Annotated in this window: 16 protein-coding genes and 1 riboswitch; of the genes, 4 read left to right on the forward strand and 12 right to left on the reverse strand. The window is 37.9% G+C overall.

Annotated features, from left to right (window positions below; genetic code table 11):
- Nucleotides 1-30 precede the first annotated feature (30 nt).
- Together ACGLXV_RS03345 and ACGLXV_RS03350 are read right to left on the reverse strand one after the other, a co-directional pair.
- On the reverse strand, nucleotides 31-1,023 hold the full coding sequence (locus ACGLXV_RS03345) for a thiamine pyrophosphate-dependent dehydrogenase E1 component subunit alpha (RefSeq protein ID WP_391557482.1): 993 nt from the start codon (nucleotides 1,021-1,023) through the stop codon (nucleotides 31-33).
- Between the two features lie 267 nt (nucleotides 1,024-1,290).
- A complete protein-coding gene (locus ACGLXV_RS03350) occupies nucleotides 1,291-1,632 on the reverse strand; it encodes a hypothetical protein (RefSeq protein WP_391557483.1) in 342 nt (113 codons plus the stop codon).
- Between the two features lie 292 nt (nucleotides 1,633-1,924).
- Between ACGLXV_RS03350 and sstT the strand changes: the two genes are divergently transcribed.
- Together sstT and ACGLXV_RS03360 are read left to right on the forward strand one after the other, a co-directional pair.
- Nucleotides 1,925-3,157: a serine/threonine transporter SstT gene (gene sstT, locus ACGLXV_RS03355; RefSeq protein ID WP_391557484.1), complete on the forward strand. Its 1,233-nt coding sequence runs from the start codon at nucleotides 1,925-1,927 to the stop codon at nucleotides 3,155-3,157.
- Nucleotides 3,158-3,745: 588 nt separating this feature from the next.
- A complete protein-coding gene (locus ACGLXV_RS03360; RefSeq protein WP_391557485.1) occupies nucleotides 3,746-5,203 on the forward strand; it encodes an aldehyde dehydrogenase family protein in 1,458 nt (485 codons plus the stop codon).
- 73 nt (nucleotides 5,204-5,276) lie between these two features.
- On the opposite strand, the gene ACGLXV_RS03365 is transcribed toward ACGLXV_RS03360, so the two are convergent.
- The 3 genes from ACGLXV_RS03365 to ACGLXV_RS03375 form a co-directional block, all read right to left on the reverse strand.
- Nucleotides 5,277-6,254 (reverse strand): ABC transporter permease, encoded by a 978-nt coding sequence (locus ACGLXV_RS03365; RefSeq protein WP_391557501.1) that lies wholly within the window; start codon nucleotides 6,252-6,254, stop codon nucleotides 5,277-5,279.
- Nucleotides 6,254-7,810: a sugar ABC transporter ATP-binding protein gene (locus ACGLXV_RS03370; RefSeq protein WP_391557486.1), complete on the reverse strand. Its 1,557-nt coding sequence runs from the start codon at nucleotides 7,808-7,810 to the stop codon at nucleotides 6,254-6,256. The genes ACGLXV_RS03365 and ACGLXV_RS03370 overlap by 1 nt, the downstream gene beginning before the upstream one ends.
- Before the next feature lie 88 nt (nucleotides 7,811-7,898).
- Complete coding sequence (locus ACGLXV_RS03375) at nucleotides 7,899-8,870, reverse strand: ABC transporter substrate-binding protein (RefSeq protein ID WP_391557487.1); 972 nt, start codon at nucleotides 8,868-8,870, stop codon at nucleotides 7,899-7,901.
- 521 nt (nucleotides 8,871-9,391) lie between these two features.
- A riboswitch (glycine riboswitch) is annotated at nucleotides 9,392-9,469 on the forward strand.
- Between the two features lie 90 nt (nucleotides 9,470-9,559).
- On the opposite strand from ACGLXV_RS03375, the gene ACGLXV_RS03380 reads away from it, so the two are divergent.
- Together ACGLXV_RS03380 and ACGLXV_RS03385 are read left to right on the forward strand one after the other, a co-directional pair.
- Entirely contained in the window at nucleotides 9,560-9,835 is a 276-nt protein-coding gene (locus ACGLXV_RS03380; RefSeq protein WP_119707683.1) for an ACT domain-containing protein, read from the forward strand.
- Between the two features lie 17 nt (nucleotides 9,836-9,852).
- Entirely contained in the window at nucleotides 9,853-11,214 is a 1,362-nt protein-coding gene (locus ACGLXV_RS03385; RefSeq protein WP_391557488.1) for a PFL family protein, read from the forward strand.
- A gap of 53 nt (nucleotides 11,215-11,267) precedes the next feature.
- Here ACGLXV_RS03385 and ACGLXV_RS03390 read toward each other — a convergent pair whose 3' ends face one another.
- From ACGLXV_RS03390 to ACGLXV_RS03420, 7 genes are all read right to left on the reverse strand, one after another.
- Complete coding sequence (locus ACGLXV_RS03390; RefSeq protein WP_391557489.1) at nucleotides 11,268-12,140, reverse strand: glycoside hydrolase family 43 protein; 873 nt, start codon at nucleotides 12,138-12,140, stop codon at nucleotides 11,268-11,270.
- Nucleotides 12,141-12,179: 39 nt separating this feature from the next.
- Nucleotides 12,180-12,980, reverse strand: a complete 801-nt coding sequence (locus ACGLXV_RS03395; protein WP_391557490.1) for an alpha/beta hydrolase — start codon at nucleotides 12,978-12,980, stop codon at nucleotides 12,180-12,182.
- Nucleotides 12,981-13,053: 73 nt separating this feature from the next.
- Entirely contained in the window at nucleotides 13,054-13,692 is a 639-nt protein-coding gene (locus ACGLXV_RS03400) for a YesL family protein (protein WP_391557491.1), read from the reverse strand.
- A gap of 130 nt (nucleotides 13,693-13,822) precedes the next feature.
- Complete coding sequence (locus ACGLXV_RS03405; protein WP_119707679.1) at nucleotides 13,823-14,668, reverse strand: carbohydrate ABC transporter permease; 846 nt, start codon at nucleotides 14,666-14,668, stop codon at nucleotides 13,823-13,825.
- A 2-nt stretch (nucleotides 14,669-14,670) separates the two neighbouring features.
- Entirely contained in the window at nucleotides 14,671-15,630 is a 960-nt protein-coding gene (locus tag ACGLXV_RS03410) for a carbohydrate ABC transporter permease (RefSeq protein WP_119707678.1), read from the reverse strand.
- 90 nt (nucleotides 15,631-15,720) lie between these two features.
- Entirely contained in the window at nucleotides 15,721-17,022 is a 1,302-nt protein-coding gene (locus ACGLXV_RS03415) for an ABC transporter substrate-binding protein (RefSeq protein ID WP_391557492.1), read from the reverse strand.
- A gap of 193 nt (nucleotides 17,023-17,215) precedes the next feature.
- Nucleotides 17,216-18,511, reverse strand: coding sequence for an ABC transporter substrate-binding protein (locus ACGLXV_RS03420; RefSeq protein ID WP_391557493.1), 1,296 nt, complete (start codon nucleotides 18,509-18,511; stop codon nucleotides 17,216-17,218).
- Between the last annotated feature and the right edge of the window lie 19 nt (nucleotides 18,512-18,530).

Below are 18,530 nucleotides of genomic sequence, written 5' to 3' on the forward strand. Positions count from 1 at the left end.
TGAATCCTCCTTTTATATGGATCATATTAATTAATAAGACACATACACATCGGTTAATAAATCAGAGGCGTTAGGATATGGACTATCTTCACTAAACTTCACCGCTTGTTTTACTACTTCTTCAACCGATTCTTCTAACTCAACTAATTCTTGTTCTGTTAGCATCTGTTCGCTCGCAATATGATTTCTAAAGAGTAAGATTGCGTCTTTTTCCGTCTTATGCTCTAGCTTTTCTTGTTCTGTCTTGTATTTTTGAGCATCCCCTTCGAAGTGACCGTAATTACGATACGTTACGCACTCAATAAGAGTAGGACCTTCCCCACGTCTTGCTCTTTGAACTGCTTCTTCAGCCGCTTGGTAAACGGCAAGAACATCCTTCCCATCGACTTTAATACCAGGAATGTTATAGGCACTCGCACGATCAACAATCGATTTACAGCTAGACGCATAGGAAAAAGGAGTGGCTTCTGCATAGCCATTATTTTCAGCAACAAACACTACAGGAAGCTTCCATATTGCAGCTAGATTAATGCCTTCATGGAAAGTACCATGGTTTTGAGCACCATCCCCAAAGAAGCAAACGCTTACATTATTAGTCTTTTTATACTTAGCCGTAAGAGCCGATCCACAAGCGAGTGGAAATCCGCCACCAACAATTCCATTCGCACCAAGCATCCCTTTATCAAGATCCGCAATGTGCATAGAACCGCCCTTACCTCTACATAATCCTGTCACCTTTCCATAAATTTCAGCCATCATACCATTCAAATCGCATCCTTTAGCAATACAATGTCCATGCCCACGATGAGTACTTGTAATGCTATCTTTATCATTTAAATGGGCACATACCCCAACAGCTACTGCTTCTTCTCCAGCATATAAGTGAACAAAACCTGGCAAGATCCCTTGTGCAAATAACTCATGAACCCTGTCCTCAAAATTACGAATCTCTAACATCTTTTGATACATCCACTGTGCTTTTTCCTTAGTTAAAGCCACATCTTTGCTTTCCAATGCTCTCATTTATTCCAACCTCCCAGGAAAAATTCATTACACCATTTTTGATGCAAGAACTGTGCCAACATGAAAAGCCAATAATTTTAGGATTTCAAAATGGAATCAGAGATAAAAAAAAGAGACAAAACGAGACAACCGTCTCATTTTGTCTCTTTTTAATTCCTTTTTTAAACAAAAAAATCGCACGATGTGATGTACGATTCTCAACTTATTTTTATAAAGCACACAGGCTACTACTATAGTTTTTTTGTTATTCTTAGGTAAGTGAATAGACTAATGAATTTGAAAAGAATGGCTAAGATTCTTAAGTGTATACAGTCTGGCTGTCAATATAAACAAATCATTGTAGTTATGTTGTACATACTCATCAATTGTGGTGATTCCTTTTTGAAAACTATCAACTAAATAGTATGTGTACTTTTCATCCCATTCAAACTGGTTAATTCTATGAAGTTCATCCGCAATAATTTTAAATTTATATTCGTTCATAAATAGTTTTACTTGATACATTTTATCTGCTTCGACCATGAAGCTGTTTTTATGCTTTTCAACATACCGAATAAAACCCTTTATATTTTCAGCGAGTAGAAGTGCTTTTTGCATCTCATGGATCATACCCTTCATCTCCTTAGAAATACTATTAAGAAAAGTGTATGAGTGAATATGTTCTTGTAACACTAATAATCGAGATTATTATTCTAGAGGGAATACTTATATAATTTTCTGAACATTTAATCATTTTATATTAACACTATAATGGTGAATTAAACAAAAATTCGAATATTTCAATATAATAATTTGTTTCACAATTTATAATATTCGTGTTAAACTAACAGGTATTAACGCAGCAAAGCAATAGCTTTGTTCTTTGTCTTCATCATAATATTATAAAAAATCGGAGGGTAAAATGAAAAATCTATTTCTTAAGTGGAACGAATTGAGCCTTGTCAAACGTATCCTCGTAGGCATGATTATCGGAATCATTTTTGCTTTAGCCATACCGGATGCAACAAAATGGGTATCTATTTTCGGTTCATTATTTGTAGGTGCACTAAAGGCTGTTGCCCCAGTGTTAGTTCTATTCCTAGTTATGCATGCCATTTCTAAGCACAGAAGTGGTCAACAAACCAATATGAAATCTATTATTGGGTTATATGCTGTAAGTACATTTTTAGCAGGACTTGTTGGCGTTGTTGCAAGCTTTATCTTCCCGGTTAGCTTAACTCTTTCATCTGGAGCTGAGGACCTTACACCTCCTGGTGGTATTGTTGAAGTCCTTAGAACATTATTATTTAATATTGTTGATAACCCAGTAAATGCTCTTATCAATGCTAACTATATTGGTATTCTTACTTGGGCTATTCTTCTTGGGATTGCCCTTCGCGGTGCCAATGACTCTACAAAAAACTTGTTAGAAAGTTTTTCAAATGCGATTTCTCAACTTGTTAAATGGGTGATCAACTTAGCACCGATTGGTATTATGGGACTGGTGTATGATGCCATTGTAGTGAACGGATTATCTGCATTATTAGACTATGGAAAACTACTTCTTGTTCTTGTTGGTTGTATGTTCTTTGTGGCTCTTGTGGTGAATCCAATCATCGTCTATGTAAATATTCGCACCAACCCTTATCCATTAGTATTTAAATGCTTAAAAGAAAGTGGAATTACTGCTTTCTTTACTCGTAGCTCAGCGGCAAATATTCCAGTTAACATGACATTATGTGAAAAACTAGATCTAGATAAGGACACGTATTCTGTTTCTATCCCTCTAGGTGCAACCATTAATATGGCTGGTGCAGCAATAACGATTTCTGTTCTGACTCTTGCAGCTGTTCACACTCTAGGTATTCAAGTTGACATCGGTACTGCCCTTATCCTTAGTGTTTTAGCAGCTGTTTCTGCTGCTGGTGCCTCAGGAGTTGCTGGTGGTTCTCTCCTGCTTATTCCTTTAGCTTGTAGCTTATTTGGAATTTCAAATGATGTAGCCATGCAAATAGTTGCGGTTGGTTTCATCATCGGAGTGGTACAGGACTCTTGTGAAACGGCCCTTAACTCATCATCTGATGTACTATACACAGCTACTGCTGAATACGCGAAGAAACGTAAAGAAGGTAAAGTTGTTAAGATTAGTGCGTAATTAAATGATGCAACCCCCATTCAACTGAGTGAATGGGGGTTGTTTTTTAACCGAATTGCCTTATCTTTATGATATTCAAATTTTTTTATTAGCTTACTTTTCAGTTCATAATCCAAACAACTTTCTACTAACAAAAAATGATAATTCATTCGAAAGCTATGCCAATTGTACAAAATCTTAGATATAAACGTCATATGTACCGCTCCTATCCTAGATTAACGTGTTGGACTTTACCCAAATCTAAAAAATTTTAAACACGACAATCATCACTTTGAAATGAATTTAATAATCCCAAAAATCCCTATCCATATAGGAAGACTAATCACCAAAGCCCACGTAAATCCTCTCGCAAAATTCCCTTCATGTTCATCCATTGTAATCACATCCACTTTTTTATTCTTTATGACCAAATTAGTGGATGATTAAACAAAGTCATGTCCAAGACTTCATCCAAAAATTTTTAAATCGTTTAATATATAGCAACAACCTTCTATACGTCATCAGGAGAATCTAATATACTCGCATTAATAAAGAAATTCCTATTACAAATTTATGTAAGCGTTATCAAAAAGTGGGAGGAGACTAATAATGCAATCAACACAGGTATTAAACAAGAGTTATATTAATGGCGAATGGACGGAAGGAAAAAGTGAACGAACCTATGATATTTTAAATCCATATGATACTTCAATAATTACCTCGGTACATCTTGCTACCAAAGAACAGCTAACTCAAGCCTTCTACCATGCCAAAATAGCTCAAAGAAAATGGGCCAAGTCTACCGTTGAAGATAGAAGAGCGGTTCTACATAAGGCTGCAGAATATTTAACTATGAATCGTGAAGAAATAGTTTCTACCATCGTACGAGAAACGGGTGGCACTCTTTTAAAGGCCAATGTGGAGTTACATCTTACCCTAGAATTTTTAGGGGAATCCATAAAATATGCTGATGAAATTTATAAAGTAAAAGAAGTACCTGGATCACCTGAGAAATTACATCATATTTACCGTCTCCCACTGGGAGTTATTTCTTCTATTTCACCATTTAATTTTCCAATGAATCTGTCTATGAGAACGATTGCTCCAGCAATTGCTTTAGGAAATAGCGTTGTTCATAAGCCAGATATCCAAGTGGGACTTTCGGGCGGGATCATAATTGCAAAAGCTTTTGAATATGCCGGGCTGCCAAAAGGTGTTTTAAATGTGATTTTGTCTGATATTGAGGAAATTGGAGATGAGATGTTAACCAACCCTCAATCCAAGCTAATAAGCTTTACTGGATCTTCTGCTGTAGGAAGACGTATTGGTGCCATCGCAGGACAAAATTTAAAACGAGTAGCTCTTGAATTAGGTGGAAACAGTCCATTTGTTGTCCTGTCAGATGCCGATGTCGAACAAGCAGTGAATGCTGCTATCTTTGGAAAGTTTATTCACCAAGGACAAATTTGTATGATTATTAACCGAATCATTGTTCATAAAGATAAATATGATGAGTTTGTTGATAAATTTGTAGCTAGAGCGAGAGAACTTCCGTTTGGAGATCCAAGTGATCCAAAGACAGTTATTGGGCCATTGGTTAACGAGCGCCAATTGGAAAAAGCCCTTCAATACATTGAAGAGGCGAAACTTGAAGGAGCAACTGTTGCTTTAGAAGGGAAACGAGTGGGTAACGTCCTTACTCCGTTTGTTTTCACGAATGTCAATAATTCTAGCAAACTGGCACAAACCGAGTTATTTGCTCCTATTGCTACTATTATTAAGGCACAAACAGATAGTGAGGCCATTGAAATCGCTAACGATACTGATTATGGACTAAGTTCAGCCATATTTACAAATGACTTAGCCCGGGGAGAAGAATTAGCCCTCCAAATTGATAGCGGGATGACACATATTAATGACCAAACCGTAAATGATGCTCCAAATATTCCTTTCGGAGGAAATAAAGCTAGTGGATTAGGTCGATTCGGAAATCCATGGGTGGTCGAAGAATTCACTGTAACGAAATGGGTATCCATTCAAACAACAAACAGACAGTATCCATTCTAAATACTAATCAAAACTTGAAAGCACATGAGAATACAAATCGCTCTCATGTGCTTTCAAATTTCCACTTTTTCTATTAATTTTTACTACGCAGTCGATCAAGAAGAACAGCAATGACAATGACTATCCCTTTTACGACTTGTTGCCAGTAATAATCTACGTTAAGTAAGGTCATGCCATTTGTTAGTACAGCCACAATTAACACCCCAATGATGGTACCTTGTATTCTGCCGCGTCCTCCTACAAAACTAGTACCACCTAGAACGACAGCTGCAATCGCATCCAGTTCAAAGGCAATACCTACCATCGGCTGTCCTGAGAATAAGCGCCCTGCCATCACAACTCCACTAATACCTGCCAGTAACCCACTGATAGAGTAGACATTGATTAATGTACGATTCACTTTAATTCCTGTTAGATGTGCCGCCTCTTCATTGCCGCCAATCGCATAGACATGGCGTCCAAACATGGTATATTTCAAGACGACAAACATGATTAGATAAACAATGGCCATGATATAGATCGGAGTAGGTATGCCAAATATTTCACCTGCTCCAATAAACTTGAACTTCTCTGATGCTAAAACTACGGGATAACCACCTGTAATGACATACGCCAATCCTCTTAAATATGTCATACTACCAAGTGTGACGATAAACGCAGGTAGCTTGGGTACCGCTGTTAAATAACCGTTAATCGCCCCAGCCACATATCCAACACCAGCTCCAGCTAACATCGCTAATACAACAGGAGCTCCTGCGTTTGATAGTAAAACTGATATAACACCGCTTAAAGCGAGCGTTGATCCAACAGATAAATCTATCCCACCTGTTAAAATAACTACCGTCATTCCAGCAGCAAGAATTGCAGTGATTGAGCTTTGCTTCAATACGTTTAATATATTACTTGAATCTGTGAAATTTGGTGCGATCACACTCATAACTACGATTAATAAAGCAAGAATGATTAACATGCCCAGCTGATTAAATATTTGTTTGGAACGATCCTTGAATGTAACTACTGTTGGACTTGTAGATTGTACATTAATATTCATCATTTAACCTCTCCTGTAGCATAGAACATTATTTTTTCCTGTGTTGCTTCCGCATGAGACAGTTCGGCTCTTAGTCTGCCTTCGTGCATCACTACGATCCGATCGCTTACTCCAAGTATTTCGGGTAATTCTGAAGAAATCATCAATACAGCAAGCCCTTTTTCAGCTAGTTGATTAATAATTTTATGGATCTCTGTTTTCGCACCTATATCTACCCCTCGTGTAGGCTCGTCTAGCAGCAGTACCTTTGGACCAATGGAAAGCCATTTTGCTATAACGACTTTCTGTTGATTTCCACCGCTAAGGCCCATTACATTTTGTTCTTTTGATGCCGTTCTGACTCCAAGTTCCTCAATATAACGATCCGCTTCACGGTTGATTTTCTTGTATTGCAAAATCCTAAATTTACGGTACAGGGGGTATTGTGCCATCATGATATTTTCTTTGACTGATAGATTCGGTAATAAACCCTGTTCTTTCCTGCTTTCTGGTACGTGGGCAATCCCAAGCTTCATCGCATCAATTGGGTTCCTTATCTGAACAGACTTTCCGTCCATGACGATTTGACCCTCTGACAGGTCGGATAAACCAAAGATGGTCCTCACCAGTTCGGTTCTTCCAGCTCCAACAAGTCCTGCTAAACCAACAATTTCCCCAGGATAAATCTTCAACGAGACATTTTTCACGATTTTTTTGTCGGAGACACCTTTCAACTCGAGTACTGGTTGTTGATTCTTCGCTCCTGTATCATTTTCGCTTCTCTCTCTTACAAACAGCTCATTTAATTCTCGTCCTACCATAAGTTTTACTAGATGCGTAGGATTTGTTTCCGATATTGGACCGCTCGTGACCAAGCAACCGTCTCTAAGTACGGTAAAACGATTGGAAATCTTAAAAATTTCGTCCATTCGGTGGGAAATATAAACGATCGCAACACCTTTTCTTTTTAATTCGTCTATGATCGTAAAAAGCTTCTCTATTTCTTTATCAGTAAGAGATGCCGTTGGTTCATCCATGATTAATATTTCTGAGTTAAGTGATAATGCACGAGCAATCTCCACCATTTGTTGTTGAGCGACACTTAATGAACTAACATCCGCTCGAGGATCCAATGAAGAACCAATGGAAATTAAAATTTTTTCAGCTTTTTCATAAATATCATTCCAGCTAATTAAACCGATTCTATTTTTCTTCAACGAGGTACCCATTAATATATTTTCTCCAATGGATAAGTTAGGCGATAAGCTTATCTCTTGATGAATAACACTAATGCCTTTGCTTCTAGCATCCATGGGATGATTCCACCGCACTTCTTCACCTTTGTATACGATTGATCCGCCATCAGGCTGATACACTCCTGCCATTATTTTCATTAAAGTAGATTTCCCTGCACCATTCTCACCCATTAATGCATGAACTTCCCCTTTATAAAGTTCAATATCAACGTTTTGTAACACCTTCACACCAGAAAACTGCTTTGATACGTCCTTCATACTCATAATAGGTTGTTCATTTATAGATTGATGCTTCGTATGTTTCTCTTTCGTTCCGTTCATTACTGCCCCTCCCTACACTACATTTGGTGTAAACATAGTGCTCGATATTAGAGCACTATGTTTATCTTTTCATTGCGAGGGGTACTGATTACCACCCACTATATGAATCAACATTTTCTTGAGTAATGAATTCAGTAGGGATAAGAACTTCTGAGTCTACTTTCTCTCCATCTATTATTTTTAATGCTAAAGCTACACCATCAATCACCATTTGATTAGGGAACTGTGCTGAAGTACCTGCAAAGCTACCACCTTTATTCAGTGCATCAACTGCAGCAGGAGCACCATCAACACTTACGAGAAAGAACTCATCTTCTCTACCAGCTTGTTCTTGAGCAATTTGTACTCCGACAGCTTCTTCGTCATTAATAGTAAAAACGGCATCAATTTTCTTATTTGCGGATAATATTCCTTCCATTACAGTTAGCGCCTTCTCACGGTTACCTTCACCGTTCTGGTTAGCAACTACTTTAATGTCAGGATATTTGCTTATCACTTCATTAAAGCCTTTAATTCGATCTGTGACCGCTGATACAGGAGGTCCATCAATAATGACAATATTTCCTTTTTCATTCAATTGCTCTACTAGGTACTCGGCAGCTAATCTCCCCGCTTGAACATTATCTGACATCACAACTGAGTCGATACCTCCTTCTGCAAAACCGTCAAGAGCGACAACTGGAATTCCAGCTGCTTTTGCTTGACTAACTGCACCTGCAATCCCAGCCGAATCAAATGGACTTAGCAAAATGAGATCCACTTTCTTTGTAATAAAGTCTTCAATTTGAGCCGTTTGCTTTGCCAGATCATGATCTGCACTCACTGTAATGACTTCAGCATCATACTTAGCAGCAACTTCTTCAGCCCCTTTGGACATTGCTACGAAGAATGGATTCCCTAAAGTTGGAACGGTCAACCCGATCTTAAGTTGTTTTTCTTTATCATCAGTATTATTTTCATCCGTAGCATTGGTAGAAGAGCTCTCTCCACTGCTACAAGCATTTAATAAAGTTAAGAGTAATACGAATAAAATAATGTGAAATTTCTTTATAATTTTCATGGTTATCAAAACCTCCAAATAATAATTTCCTAGAATAATAGTTGTTTTTCAAAATACAAATCTTGAAAAAAAGTTTGTTTTGCCATACCATAAAAATGAGTTCTAAAATTCTAAAGAATTTTAGGCATACTCAAATAGAGGTATGATTTAGGGGTTTTTTCCATTTGGCCGTGGGTCCCCCTGAATCGTACTTTTTTCTTGCCTTTTTTGTTACAGGAAAATAGAAATTCAGTATCTAGTAGATTTTCCTTTATTATGTATAAGCCTCACCCCCAAAAAATATAGCGCTTTCATAAAACGTTTACATTCAGTCATAAACGTGGATGTTTTTGCTCGTTTATGCTCATTTTTGATTATATGTTCTTTTTTACCATTTTTCAATATTAATTTTCAGAAAACTCAAAATTGATATGGTCTTTTTTTATTTTTCACAAATTTTAATTGACTGAATTATTATTTATTGATAATATCTTACTTAATTCAATACAGCCGCCATGATGGTAGTGGATCAAACTATTACCGGAGCAGCTTCTGGAGAGACCGTATGTATACGGCGCCGAAGGATTCACAATCTCAGGCAAAAGGACAGAAGAGAATGTTTGCATAATAATATTTTGCACACTCTTCTTACCCGAGATTGGAGATACTCCAATCTTTTTTTATTTCAAAAAAATAATGAGGTGGAACGAATGGAAAGAAGACGTGCAGTGGTAAGTGTGATTGGAAAGGACAAGGTTGGCATAATATCAAAAGTGACAACTATTCTCGCTGAAAATAATATGAATATTTTGGATATCAGCCAAACCATTTTACAAGACTTTTTTACCATGATGATGATTATTGACGTGACCGGAAATGAAAATTTGTCAAAACTCCGTGACCAACTGGATTTAGTTGGAGAGGAAATGGACTTAAAAATAAACATTCAGCTTGAAGAGATTTTTCAAGCGATGCACAGAATATAGATAGGTGGTGACTGTATATGACAATTGCAATGGATGAAATCCTTCAAACAATACGAATGGTGCAGATGGAAAACCTTGATATCCGAACAGTAACAATGGGAATCAGTCTCCGTGATTGTGCGGATTCCGATTTCCATAAAATGCAGCAAAATGTATTTCATAAAATAACTACTTATGCTAAGGATTTAACGAAAGTAGCAGAAGAAGCGGAAAAGGAATTTGGCGTTCCGATTATTAATAAGCGTATATCTATTACCCCAATTGCTGAAATCCTAGGAAGTGCAACCGTTGAACAAACCGTGGAGCTTGCAAAAACTCTTGACCTAGCCGCAAAGCAATTAGGTGTAGATTTTATCGGAGGATTCTCTGCCCTTGTTCACAAAGGATTTTCTAAAGGTGATGAGACCTTACTTAAAGCCTTGCCAGAAGCACTTAGTGTAACAGAGCGCGTTTGCTCCTCAGTTTCAGTCGCCACCACTCGCACCGGTATCAATATGGATGCGGTAAGGCAATTAGGATATGTTATCAAAGAAGCAGCTGAGCGAACAAAAGATCAAAATGGTATCGCTTGTGCTAAACTCGTCGTATTTTGTAATCCAGTTGAAGATAATCCATTTATGGCAGGAGCTTTTCATGGAGCTGGAGAAGGCGAAGTTGTTATTAACGTTGGAGTTAGCGGTCCTGGCGTCGTATTGAACGCGTTAAAAAAACACCCACAAGCTGACCTAGGAGAAGTATCTGATATTATCAAAAAAACAGCGTTCAAGATTACACGTGCAGGTGAGCTTATTGGTAGAGTGGTAGCCAAGCGGCTCGGCATTCCGTTTGGAATTATGGACCTCTCTTTGGCTCCTACCAACGCCATTAATGATAGTGTTGCAGAAATCTTAGAGGAAATCGGTCTTGAGCGCGTGGGTACTCATGGAACGATCGCAGCCCTGGCCCTCATGAATGACGCGGTAAAAAAAGGTGGAGCCATGGCCAGTTCTTATGTTGGTGGATTAAGCGGTGCTTTTATCCCCGTCAGTGAAGATAATGGAATGATTCGAGGAATTATCGACGGTGCTTTAAGTTTATCAAAGCTTGAAGCAATGACATGCGTCTGTTCAGTCGGCCTTGATATGATTGCTATAACAGGAGATGTTACCCCTGCTACCCTATCCGCAATGATTGCAGATGAAGCGGCCATAGGAATGATTAACAAAAAAACAACAGCAGTAAGGGTCATCCCTGTACCTGGAAAACAAGAAGGAGAAATGGTTGAATTTGGAGGACTTCTTGGGAGAGCACCGGTTATGGGAGTAAATCCATTCAGCTCACAAAAAATGATTAATCGTGGCGGAAGAATTCCCGCACCCCTACAAGCACTGATTAATTAATTTTCTAGAATGAAGAAAAAACTGTGTAAACCATTTGGTACACAGTTTTTCTTTCACTTTTCTACAACTAGTTTGCCATCCTTCTCTGAAACAGATAAAAATACAGGTCGTTCATTTGGGGATCGATTGGGTGAATGAATGGCTAGTTTTAATTCATTATTAAAAGTTCTAAATAGCATCGCATGTCCGCCATCTTCGTCTAATAAAGATTCTGTCTCCTGAACCCACGGGCCACGTATATCACCAGATTCTGATATAGCGATTCCAACCGCATATCCTTTAGGACTTCTACTTGACCATAGCATTTGTAACCGTCCTTTTTGATCTTGATACAGAAAAGGTCCGTCTGTGATATATTCCGTCTCCCCTCTCACGGGAACTACCCAGTTGGCACTTGACGCTTTGAATAAAAAATAAGGCTCCCCTACTGTCGATTGAAAATCAGGTGATAAGCGCTGGGCACAGATTTCTCCATCTTGAACCTGAAGCCATTCATGGCAAAAAATGATCCATGGTTCTTCGTTACTATCTATAAATAACGTCCCATCAAGACATTCCCAATGACTGGGAGTAATCGGATGTTCTGAAAGAGGTGAAAACGGACCTAATGGATGGTCTGACACTAGGATTTGAGTACCGCGACATTTTCCTTCCCCTTTAAAGCTAGCAAACATATAATACTGATCATGATAAAAATACACCTCAGGTGCCCAGTAATGTTGATTTGCCCAAAAGTATAAATCCGTTCGGAAAACGGGAAATGGACCTTCCCAGTTTACTAAGTCTCTGCTTTTATAGGCATCAAATCCTGTAGCCTGTCCTTCCCAAACATTTGCATCTGTCGTACCATACAAATAATAGTTTCTTGAATCATGGTCAGTAAGGATAAAAGGATCTCGAATCCTTATCTCATCTTTCGTTAACATATTTCCCTCCTATTTTTTCTAAGGTGTCGTAAGAAAGGTTTAAAATCCCCTTTTTCTTAGCCATTTTTCACAAAGCTTTGGCCAAACTTTTACTTCTGGATGATCCTCCGCTAACCCTAATCCATGTCGACCACTTTCAAATACATGTAGTTCAAGAGGAACGGAATTTCTCCTTAACCCTTTTGCATAGAGGAAGCTGTTCTCCACGTCTACTGATGCATCATCAGCTGTATGCCAAAGGAATGCTGGCGGTGTATGTTCATTAATATGTAACTCATTGGATAACAGATAAATCATTTCTTCACTTGAATCTCCCCCCAATAAGTTATGCATGCTTCCCGCATGAGTCGATTCTCCCATTGTGATCACCGGATAACAAAGAACCGTGACATCAGGCCGACAGCTAAACCGTTCTATATGGTCTTCGGCCACCGGATTTCCTAAATCAAAATGTGTTCCTGCGGTGGATGCCAAATGTCCTCCGGCAGAAAATCCCAATATCCCTACCCGGTTTGGATCGATCCTCCAATTAGTAGAATGGTATCTTACCATTCTAATCGCCCTTTGTGCATCATGAAGTGGAAGTGGATGTTTATGAGGGGCGACACGATAATTTAGAACAATCGCAGAAATACCAATTGAATTGAGCCAATTAGCAACTGGATAAGCCTCATGGCTTGCTCGATGAGAGTAGCCTCCTCCCGGTGCTATAATCATGACTGGATGGGAGCCTTCCCCGTCTAATAAAAACAGTTCTATATTAGGAGACTCATCTCTATCATCATCTTTGATGTTTGTTGATTTCCATAGTAGTACTTGTTTTGAAACATCTTTCTCCATTACATTCCCTTCTCTCTGAATGGTTTAGGCAAGTCATTAAAAAACGGGTCTCAATAAACTGAGAGCCCGGATTTTACTGTCCTTGTAGTAGTAATTTTGATTTTTGTTCTATTTTCTCAAAGGCCATGGTTGCAGGTTTCATGATAAATAGAGCGAGCAGATTTCCGCTATAAAGGATACAGATGGGCGGTGCATACGATAGTGCAAAACAAATACCAAAACTACCAATTAACATGTAAAAGGTTGAAATAGGATTCATAATCATCACAAAAAATGAATTCTTAATCACCTGACGAATTTTCATATCATAATGTACAAACATTGGAAAAATATAAAACAACATACAAACTAAGATAAAAGAAATTAATAAAAATGGAATATAAAGGATCGACACGAAGCTACTTGTTGCTTGAATTACAAAGTGAAAATCGATATACAAAATGACTCCGATCGTAAAAATAATCAATCCGAGAAGATTACTTTTTACGAACTCCTGTTTATATGCAGTCCAGAAGGTCCTAAATATAGATACATCTTCTTTTCCATACATCCACTTTCGAACAACCGAATACATAGCCACTGTTGCTGGAAAAAAACCAAAAAGGATAAGTCCTAATAAGGAAAATGAAATCCAAAGTATGTTTAAGAAAGCCAGTCTTGATATCCATTCCAATAGTTTATAAAAACCGCCCATAAAAGCAGAAGTTTCCATTAGTCATCCCCCTTTTTCCCACTAAAAACTATTCCGTATTTATACATTTCTTTGCCACTTCGGATTTGCTTACACTCTCTCTTATGAAGTGGCAAAGGAATAAGACAAATTCCAGAATTTGATGTACCTATTAGCCTTTAAGTCCACTCGTACTGATTCCTTCCACAACATGACGTTGAAAGAGAAAGAAAATAACAAATACAGGAATTAACGTGACCACCGACATCGCAAACATAGAGCCCCAGTTAGAAACTGTTTCATTACTCAGGAACATATTTAATGCCATGGAAACAGTATACTTTGACGGGCTATTTAAATATAACACTGGTCCTAATAAGGATTCCCAAGTCCAATAGAATGAGAAAATCGATGCCGTAGCTAATGCTGGTTTAATTAATGGCAAAATAATCTTTGTAAATATTTTAAAGGTACCACATCCATCAATAATCGCCGCTTCATCTAACTCTCTCGGTATCGTCCTAATAAATTGTACTAGGAGAAAAATAAAGAACGGATGTCCAAAGTATGCTGGGATAGCAAGTGGCTTAATGGAGTTAAGCCAACCAAGCTTCGAGAAAATAATATATTGAGGAACCATTAACACATCGTGTGGAAGCATTAAGGTAACCATCATGATCCCAAACCAAAGTGCTTTTCCTTTAAACTGTAATCGTGCAAATCCAAAGGCAATAAAGGCCGAGGATATTACTTGTCCAATTAGTGTAATAACCACCAGAATGGCTGTGTTTTTAATAAACACCCCAAAGGAATTGCCGCCAATCCCTTTCCACCCTTCTGCAAAGTTGGTCCAAATCCAAGGATCTGGGATGAGTGATTTCGCAGTAATAAAGATTGTATCACTAGGTTTAAAGGAACTCATGAGGAGCCAAATAACTGGATACAGCATCAATATAGCAAATCCGCCGACAAGTATGTGATAGATCCACCATCTTGGTGACTTTAACTTCGATGTCATGATTATCTGCCTCCTTCTGATTCATAGTGAACCCAGTATTTTGAAGTACTAAAGATGACCGCTGTTAATATACCCACAATAATGAGCATGACCCATGCCATTGCGGAAGCATAACCCATATTAAAGAACTCGAATCCTTGAATGAATAGATATAGAGAATACAGAAGTGTTCCGTCTAACGGTCCCCCGGTACCTTTTGAAATAATAAAGGCTGGAACAAACGTCATAAATGCAGCAATCGTCTGCATGACCGTATTGAATAAGATAACTGGGCTTAGCATTGGAAGAGTGATTTTAAAGAATTTTTGAACTCCATTTGCTCCGTCTACGCTTGCTGCTTCATAGTAACTCTTTGGAATACCTTTTAATCCCGCTAAGAAGATTAACATCGAAGAACCAAATTGCCATACAGATAAGAAGATAAGCATCCATAATGCCGCTGTAGGGTTACCAAACCATCTAACGGTTGGGATTCCAATTAATTCTAGTAAAATATTAACAATACCAATATCACCGAACACATTACGCCACATAATGGCAACAGCGACACTGCCTCCGATTAGAGACGGTAAATAGAACAATGAGCGATATAGTCCTACTGCTTTAGAAGCGGTGTTTAACATCATGGCAATTAACAATGCGAATGCGAGTCGTAAAGGAACCCCTGCAAACACATAAATAAGTGTCACTTTTAACGATTGCCAATAGCGGGGATCGCCTGTAAACATTTTTATGTAGTTGTCTAATCCTATCCATTTGGGTGGTGCAAATAGGTTATAGTTTGTAAATGATAAATATAAAGATGCAACGATTGGAATGAATGTAAAAGCAAGGAATCCAATAACAAAAGGGCTAATAAACGCATAACCTGTCAAGTTTTCCTTGATGATACGGCTTCTTTTGCTTATAGAGCGGATTGGAAGATCTGCTTTTGCATTTCCCTTTATCACAGGTGTACTCATTGGTTCATCTCCTTAATTCTTTGACCTCGTTTCCATAAGATGAAAGGACGATAGCTGATCGAAAAGGTGATCAGCTATCTTTGGAAATTATTATTTGTTTTGCGATAAGACGCTTTCAGCCTGCTGTCTAAACTGTTTTGCTGCATCTTCCACTTTAAGATTTCCATAAGCCATTTGTTCAGCTAAACTATCTAGAGTCTCGATAATTTCACCAGCACCTACTGGGTCTGGACCATCAAATGCAGAGCTGTTTCCTTCTGCCCACTCAACATAGTCAAATACTTGAACTTGAGCTGGAGAAAGTAGTGGCTTTAATGCTTCTTTAACAGTTGCAGAACCAGGAACACCACGGTCACCAAGATTTAATTTATTCGCTTCGATATCGTTGATCATGAAGTCAATAAACTTTGCAGCTTCTTCTTTATTTTTCGAATTATTTCCAACAGACCAGAACATACTTGGCTTTAAATATAGGCCTTTATCGCTGTCAGGACCTGGCATTGGAGCAATAGCAAGATCTCTATTCGCAACTTGCTGTAAACCTACGAATTGGTTAGACCACTGCCAAATACCAATCGCATTTTGTGTAACTACAGGATCATCTTCAATCCCTTTTAGTTGAGCTAAAAAGTCTGGAGTTGGAGCTGCTTTGTCCAGAATTAAATCGGATCTCATTTTAAAGAAATCGACGAACAATTGGTCATCTTTATATCCTAAAGAAGCACCATCTTTACTGTATAAAGACTCACCCTTTGTTCTTAAATAGTAGTTAAAGAATACATCGGCTTTCATGCTTGTATCTACAAATAATCCTGCATCTTTCGCTTTTGCAGCGATATCTAGGTAATCATCCCAAGTCCAATTTTCAGGGATTGAATCCACGCCAGCTTTTTGAAGTCCTGCTGGGTCATAATGGAAACCAACCACGTTTACACCTGCGTTAACTCCATAAAGTTTGTCGCCAATTTTCCCACCATCGATAACATTTTCAGCAATATCTGCTGTGTTAATTTCATTACCAACATAAGAAGTTAGATCAGCGATTTGACCGTTTTGAGCATATTGTGAGAAATAAGATAAATCCATTTGGATAATATCTGGAAGTTCATTTGCAGCAGCTTGTGGAGCTAACTTCTTCCAGTAATCGTCCCATGCAGCATATTCTGCTTCGATTTTTACATTTGGATTTTTTTCTTCATACATTTCAATTATTTTAAGTGTGTAATCATGACGCGGTTGTGAACCCCACCAGGCAATACGAAGAGTTACTTTTTCATCTTTATTGTCTTCTTTTGGTTCTTCAGACTCATTACTACTAGGTGAACTACTGTTACATGCTGCTAAGGAAAAAACTAAAACAAAAGTAAAAATTAACACTAAAAACTTTTTCATTCTTTTTCCCCCTTCTTTTCTCACACTTTTATGTAAGTGTTTACATTTTTATTATGCAACCAATTCGAACTATTCTGAATCCATTTTTCCGTCCTATTTGTTTAAAAATCAGACATTTATTTGAAAACAAAAAAGACTCCTTGAACAAGTAGTATTTCTTGTTCAATAGAGCCCTTACTGCAGGAAAAAGGATCTAGTTTTTCTTCGAGAGAATATTATTCGCTTCTGTTCTAAACATTTTCGCCCCTTCACTTGGCGTAATCTTCTTAAAAAGAATTTGGTCAGATATATCCTGTAGTAAACTGACTACCTCGATAGCGCCTAACGGATCTGCTTTTTCCACTTTAGGATTATTATTTTTTACGTGATAAACATAATCAAACACTTTTTTCTGGTCTTCGGAAAGTATGGTTACTATTTTTTCGGCAACTGTTGAAGAAATAGGTACTCCTCTTTCCCCTTTTATGATTTGATTTGCTTCAATATTATTGATAAAAAAATTAATAAATAGCGCAGCTGCTTCTTTATTTTTTGAACTCTTAGAAATAGAAAAATGCATGCTCGGTCTTAATGTTAGTCCGTCACCCTGCCCTGGACCCGGAGGGGGAATAAGATCAAGTTCACGGTTGGCAGTCTCTAATAAACCGATGTATTGATTGGAATAAGCCCAGGTCATAGGAGCTAATTTATTTACAAGTAACCCATTCTCAATCCCCTTTATTTGATCTTCTTCATCCGCTCTTGGAAAAGCACCTTTTTCTAGCAATCTTAATTGCATTTCAAAGTAATCGATAAACAACTGGTCTTCCTCATAGCCTAATCCTGTGCCGCTATTATTATATAAATTCATTCCTTTTGTTCGTAAATAATACGAAAAAAACACGTCAACGGATTTCATTCCATTGGTTCCATAAATACCCTTTGCATTATGTACCTTGGAAACAATTTCTTCATAGTCGGCCCATGTCCAGTTGGATTCTGGAAACGAATCAATAGCTGAAGAAAGTAAATCCCGGTCTACAATAATAGCAGGTACATTCATACCAAGTGGAAAACCGTACAAGGATCCATTAACTTTTCCTCCTAAAAGAACATCTTCACTAATATCCTCTGTATTAATCACTCCTTCTTCGATAAAAGGAGTCATGTCCTCAAGCAGATTATTCTCACTATACGTTTTCAAATATAGGAGATCCATTTGCACTATATCTGGTAGCTGATTTGCAGCCGCCAGTGGAGCTAGTCTTTTCCAATAATCATCCCAATAAGCATACTCTGGTTCAATATTTATATGGGGGTATTCTTTTTCAAACAATTCAATTACTTCCATTGTATAATCGTGTCTTGGCTGCTCACCCCACCAGGCAATCCTGATAGTAACCCTCTCCTGTTCCTTACTTGCTGCCGAATGGAGCAGGTCGAGTTTTACACAACCACCAGCACAAAATACCATTACTAGGGATAAGGTTGAAAATAATAGTTTTTTCATCGTTATTTCCCCTTTTTTA

Source organism: Robertmurraya sp. (assembly GCF_036676585.1).
Classification (GTDB): Bacteria; Bacillota; Bacilli; order Bacillales; family Cytobacillaceae; genus Robertmurraya_A.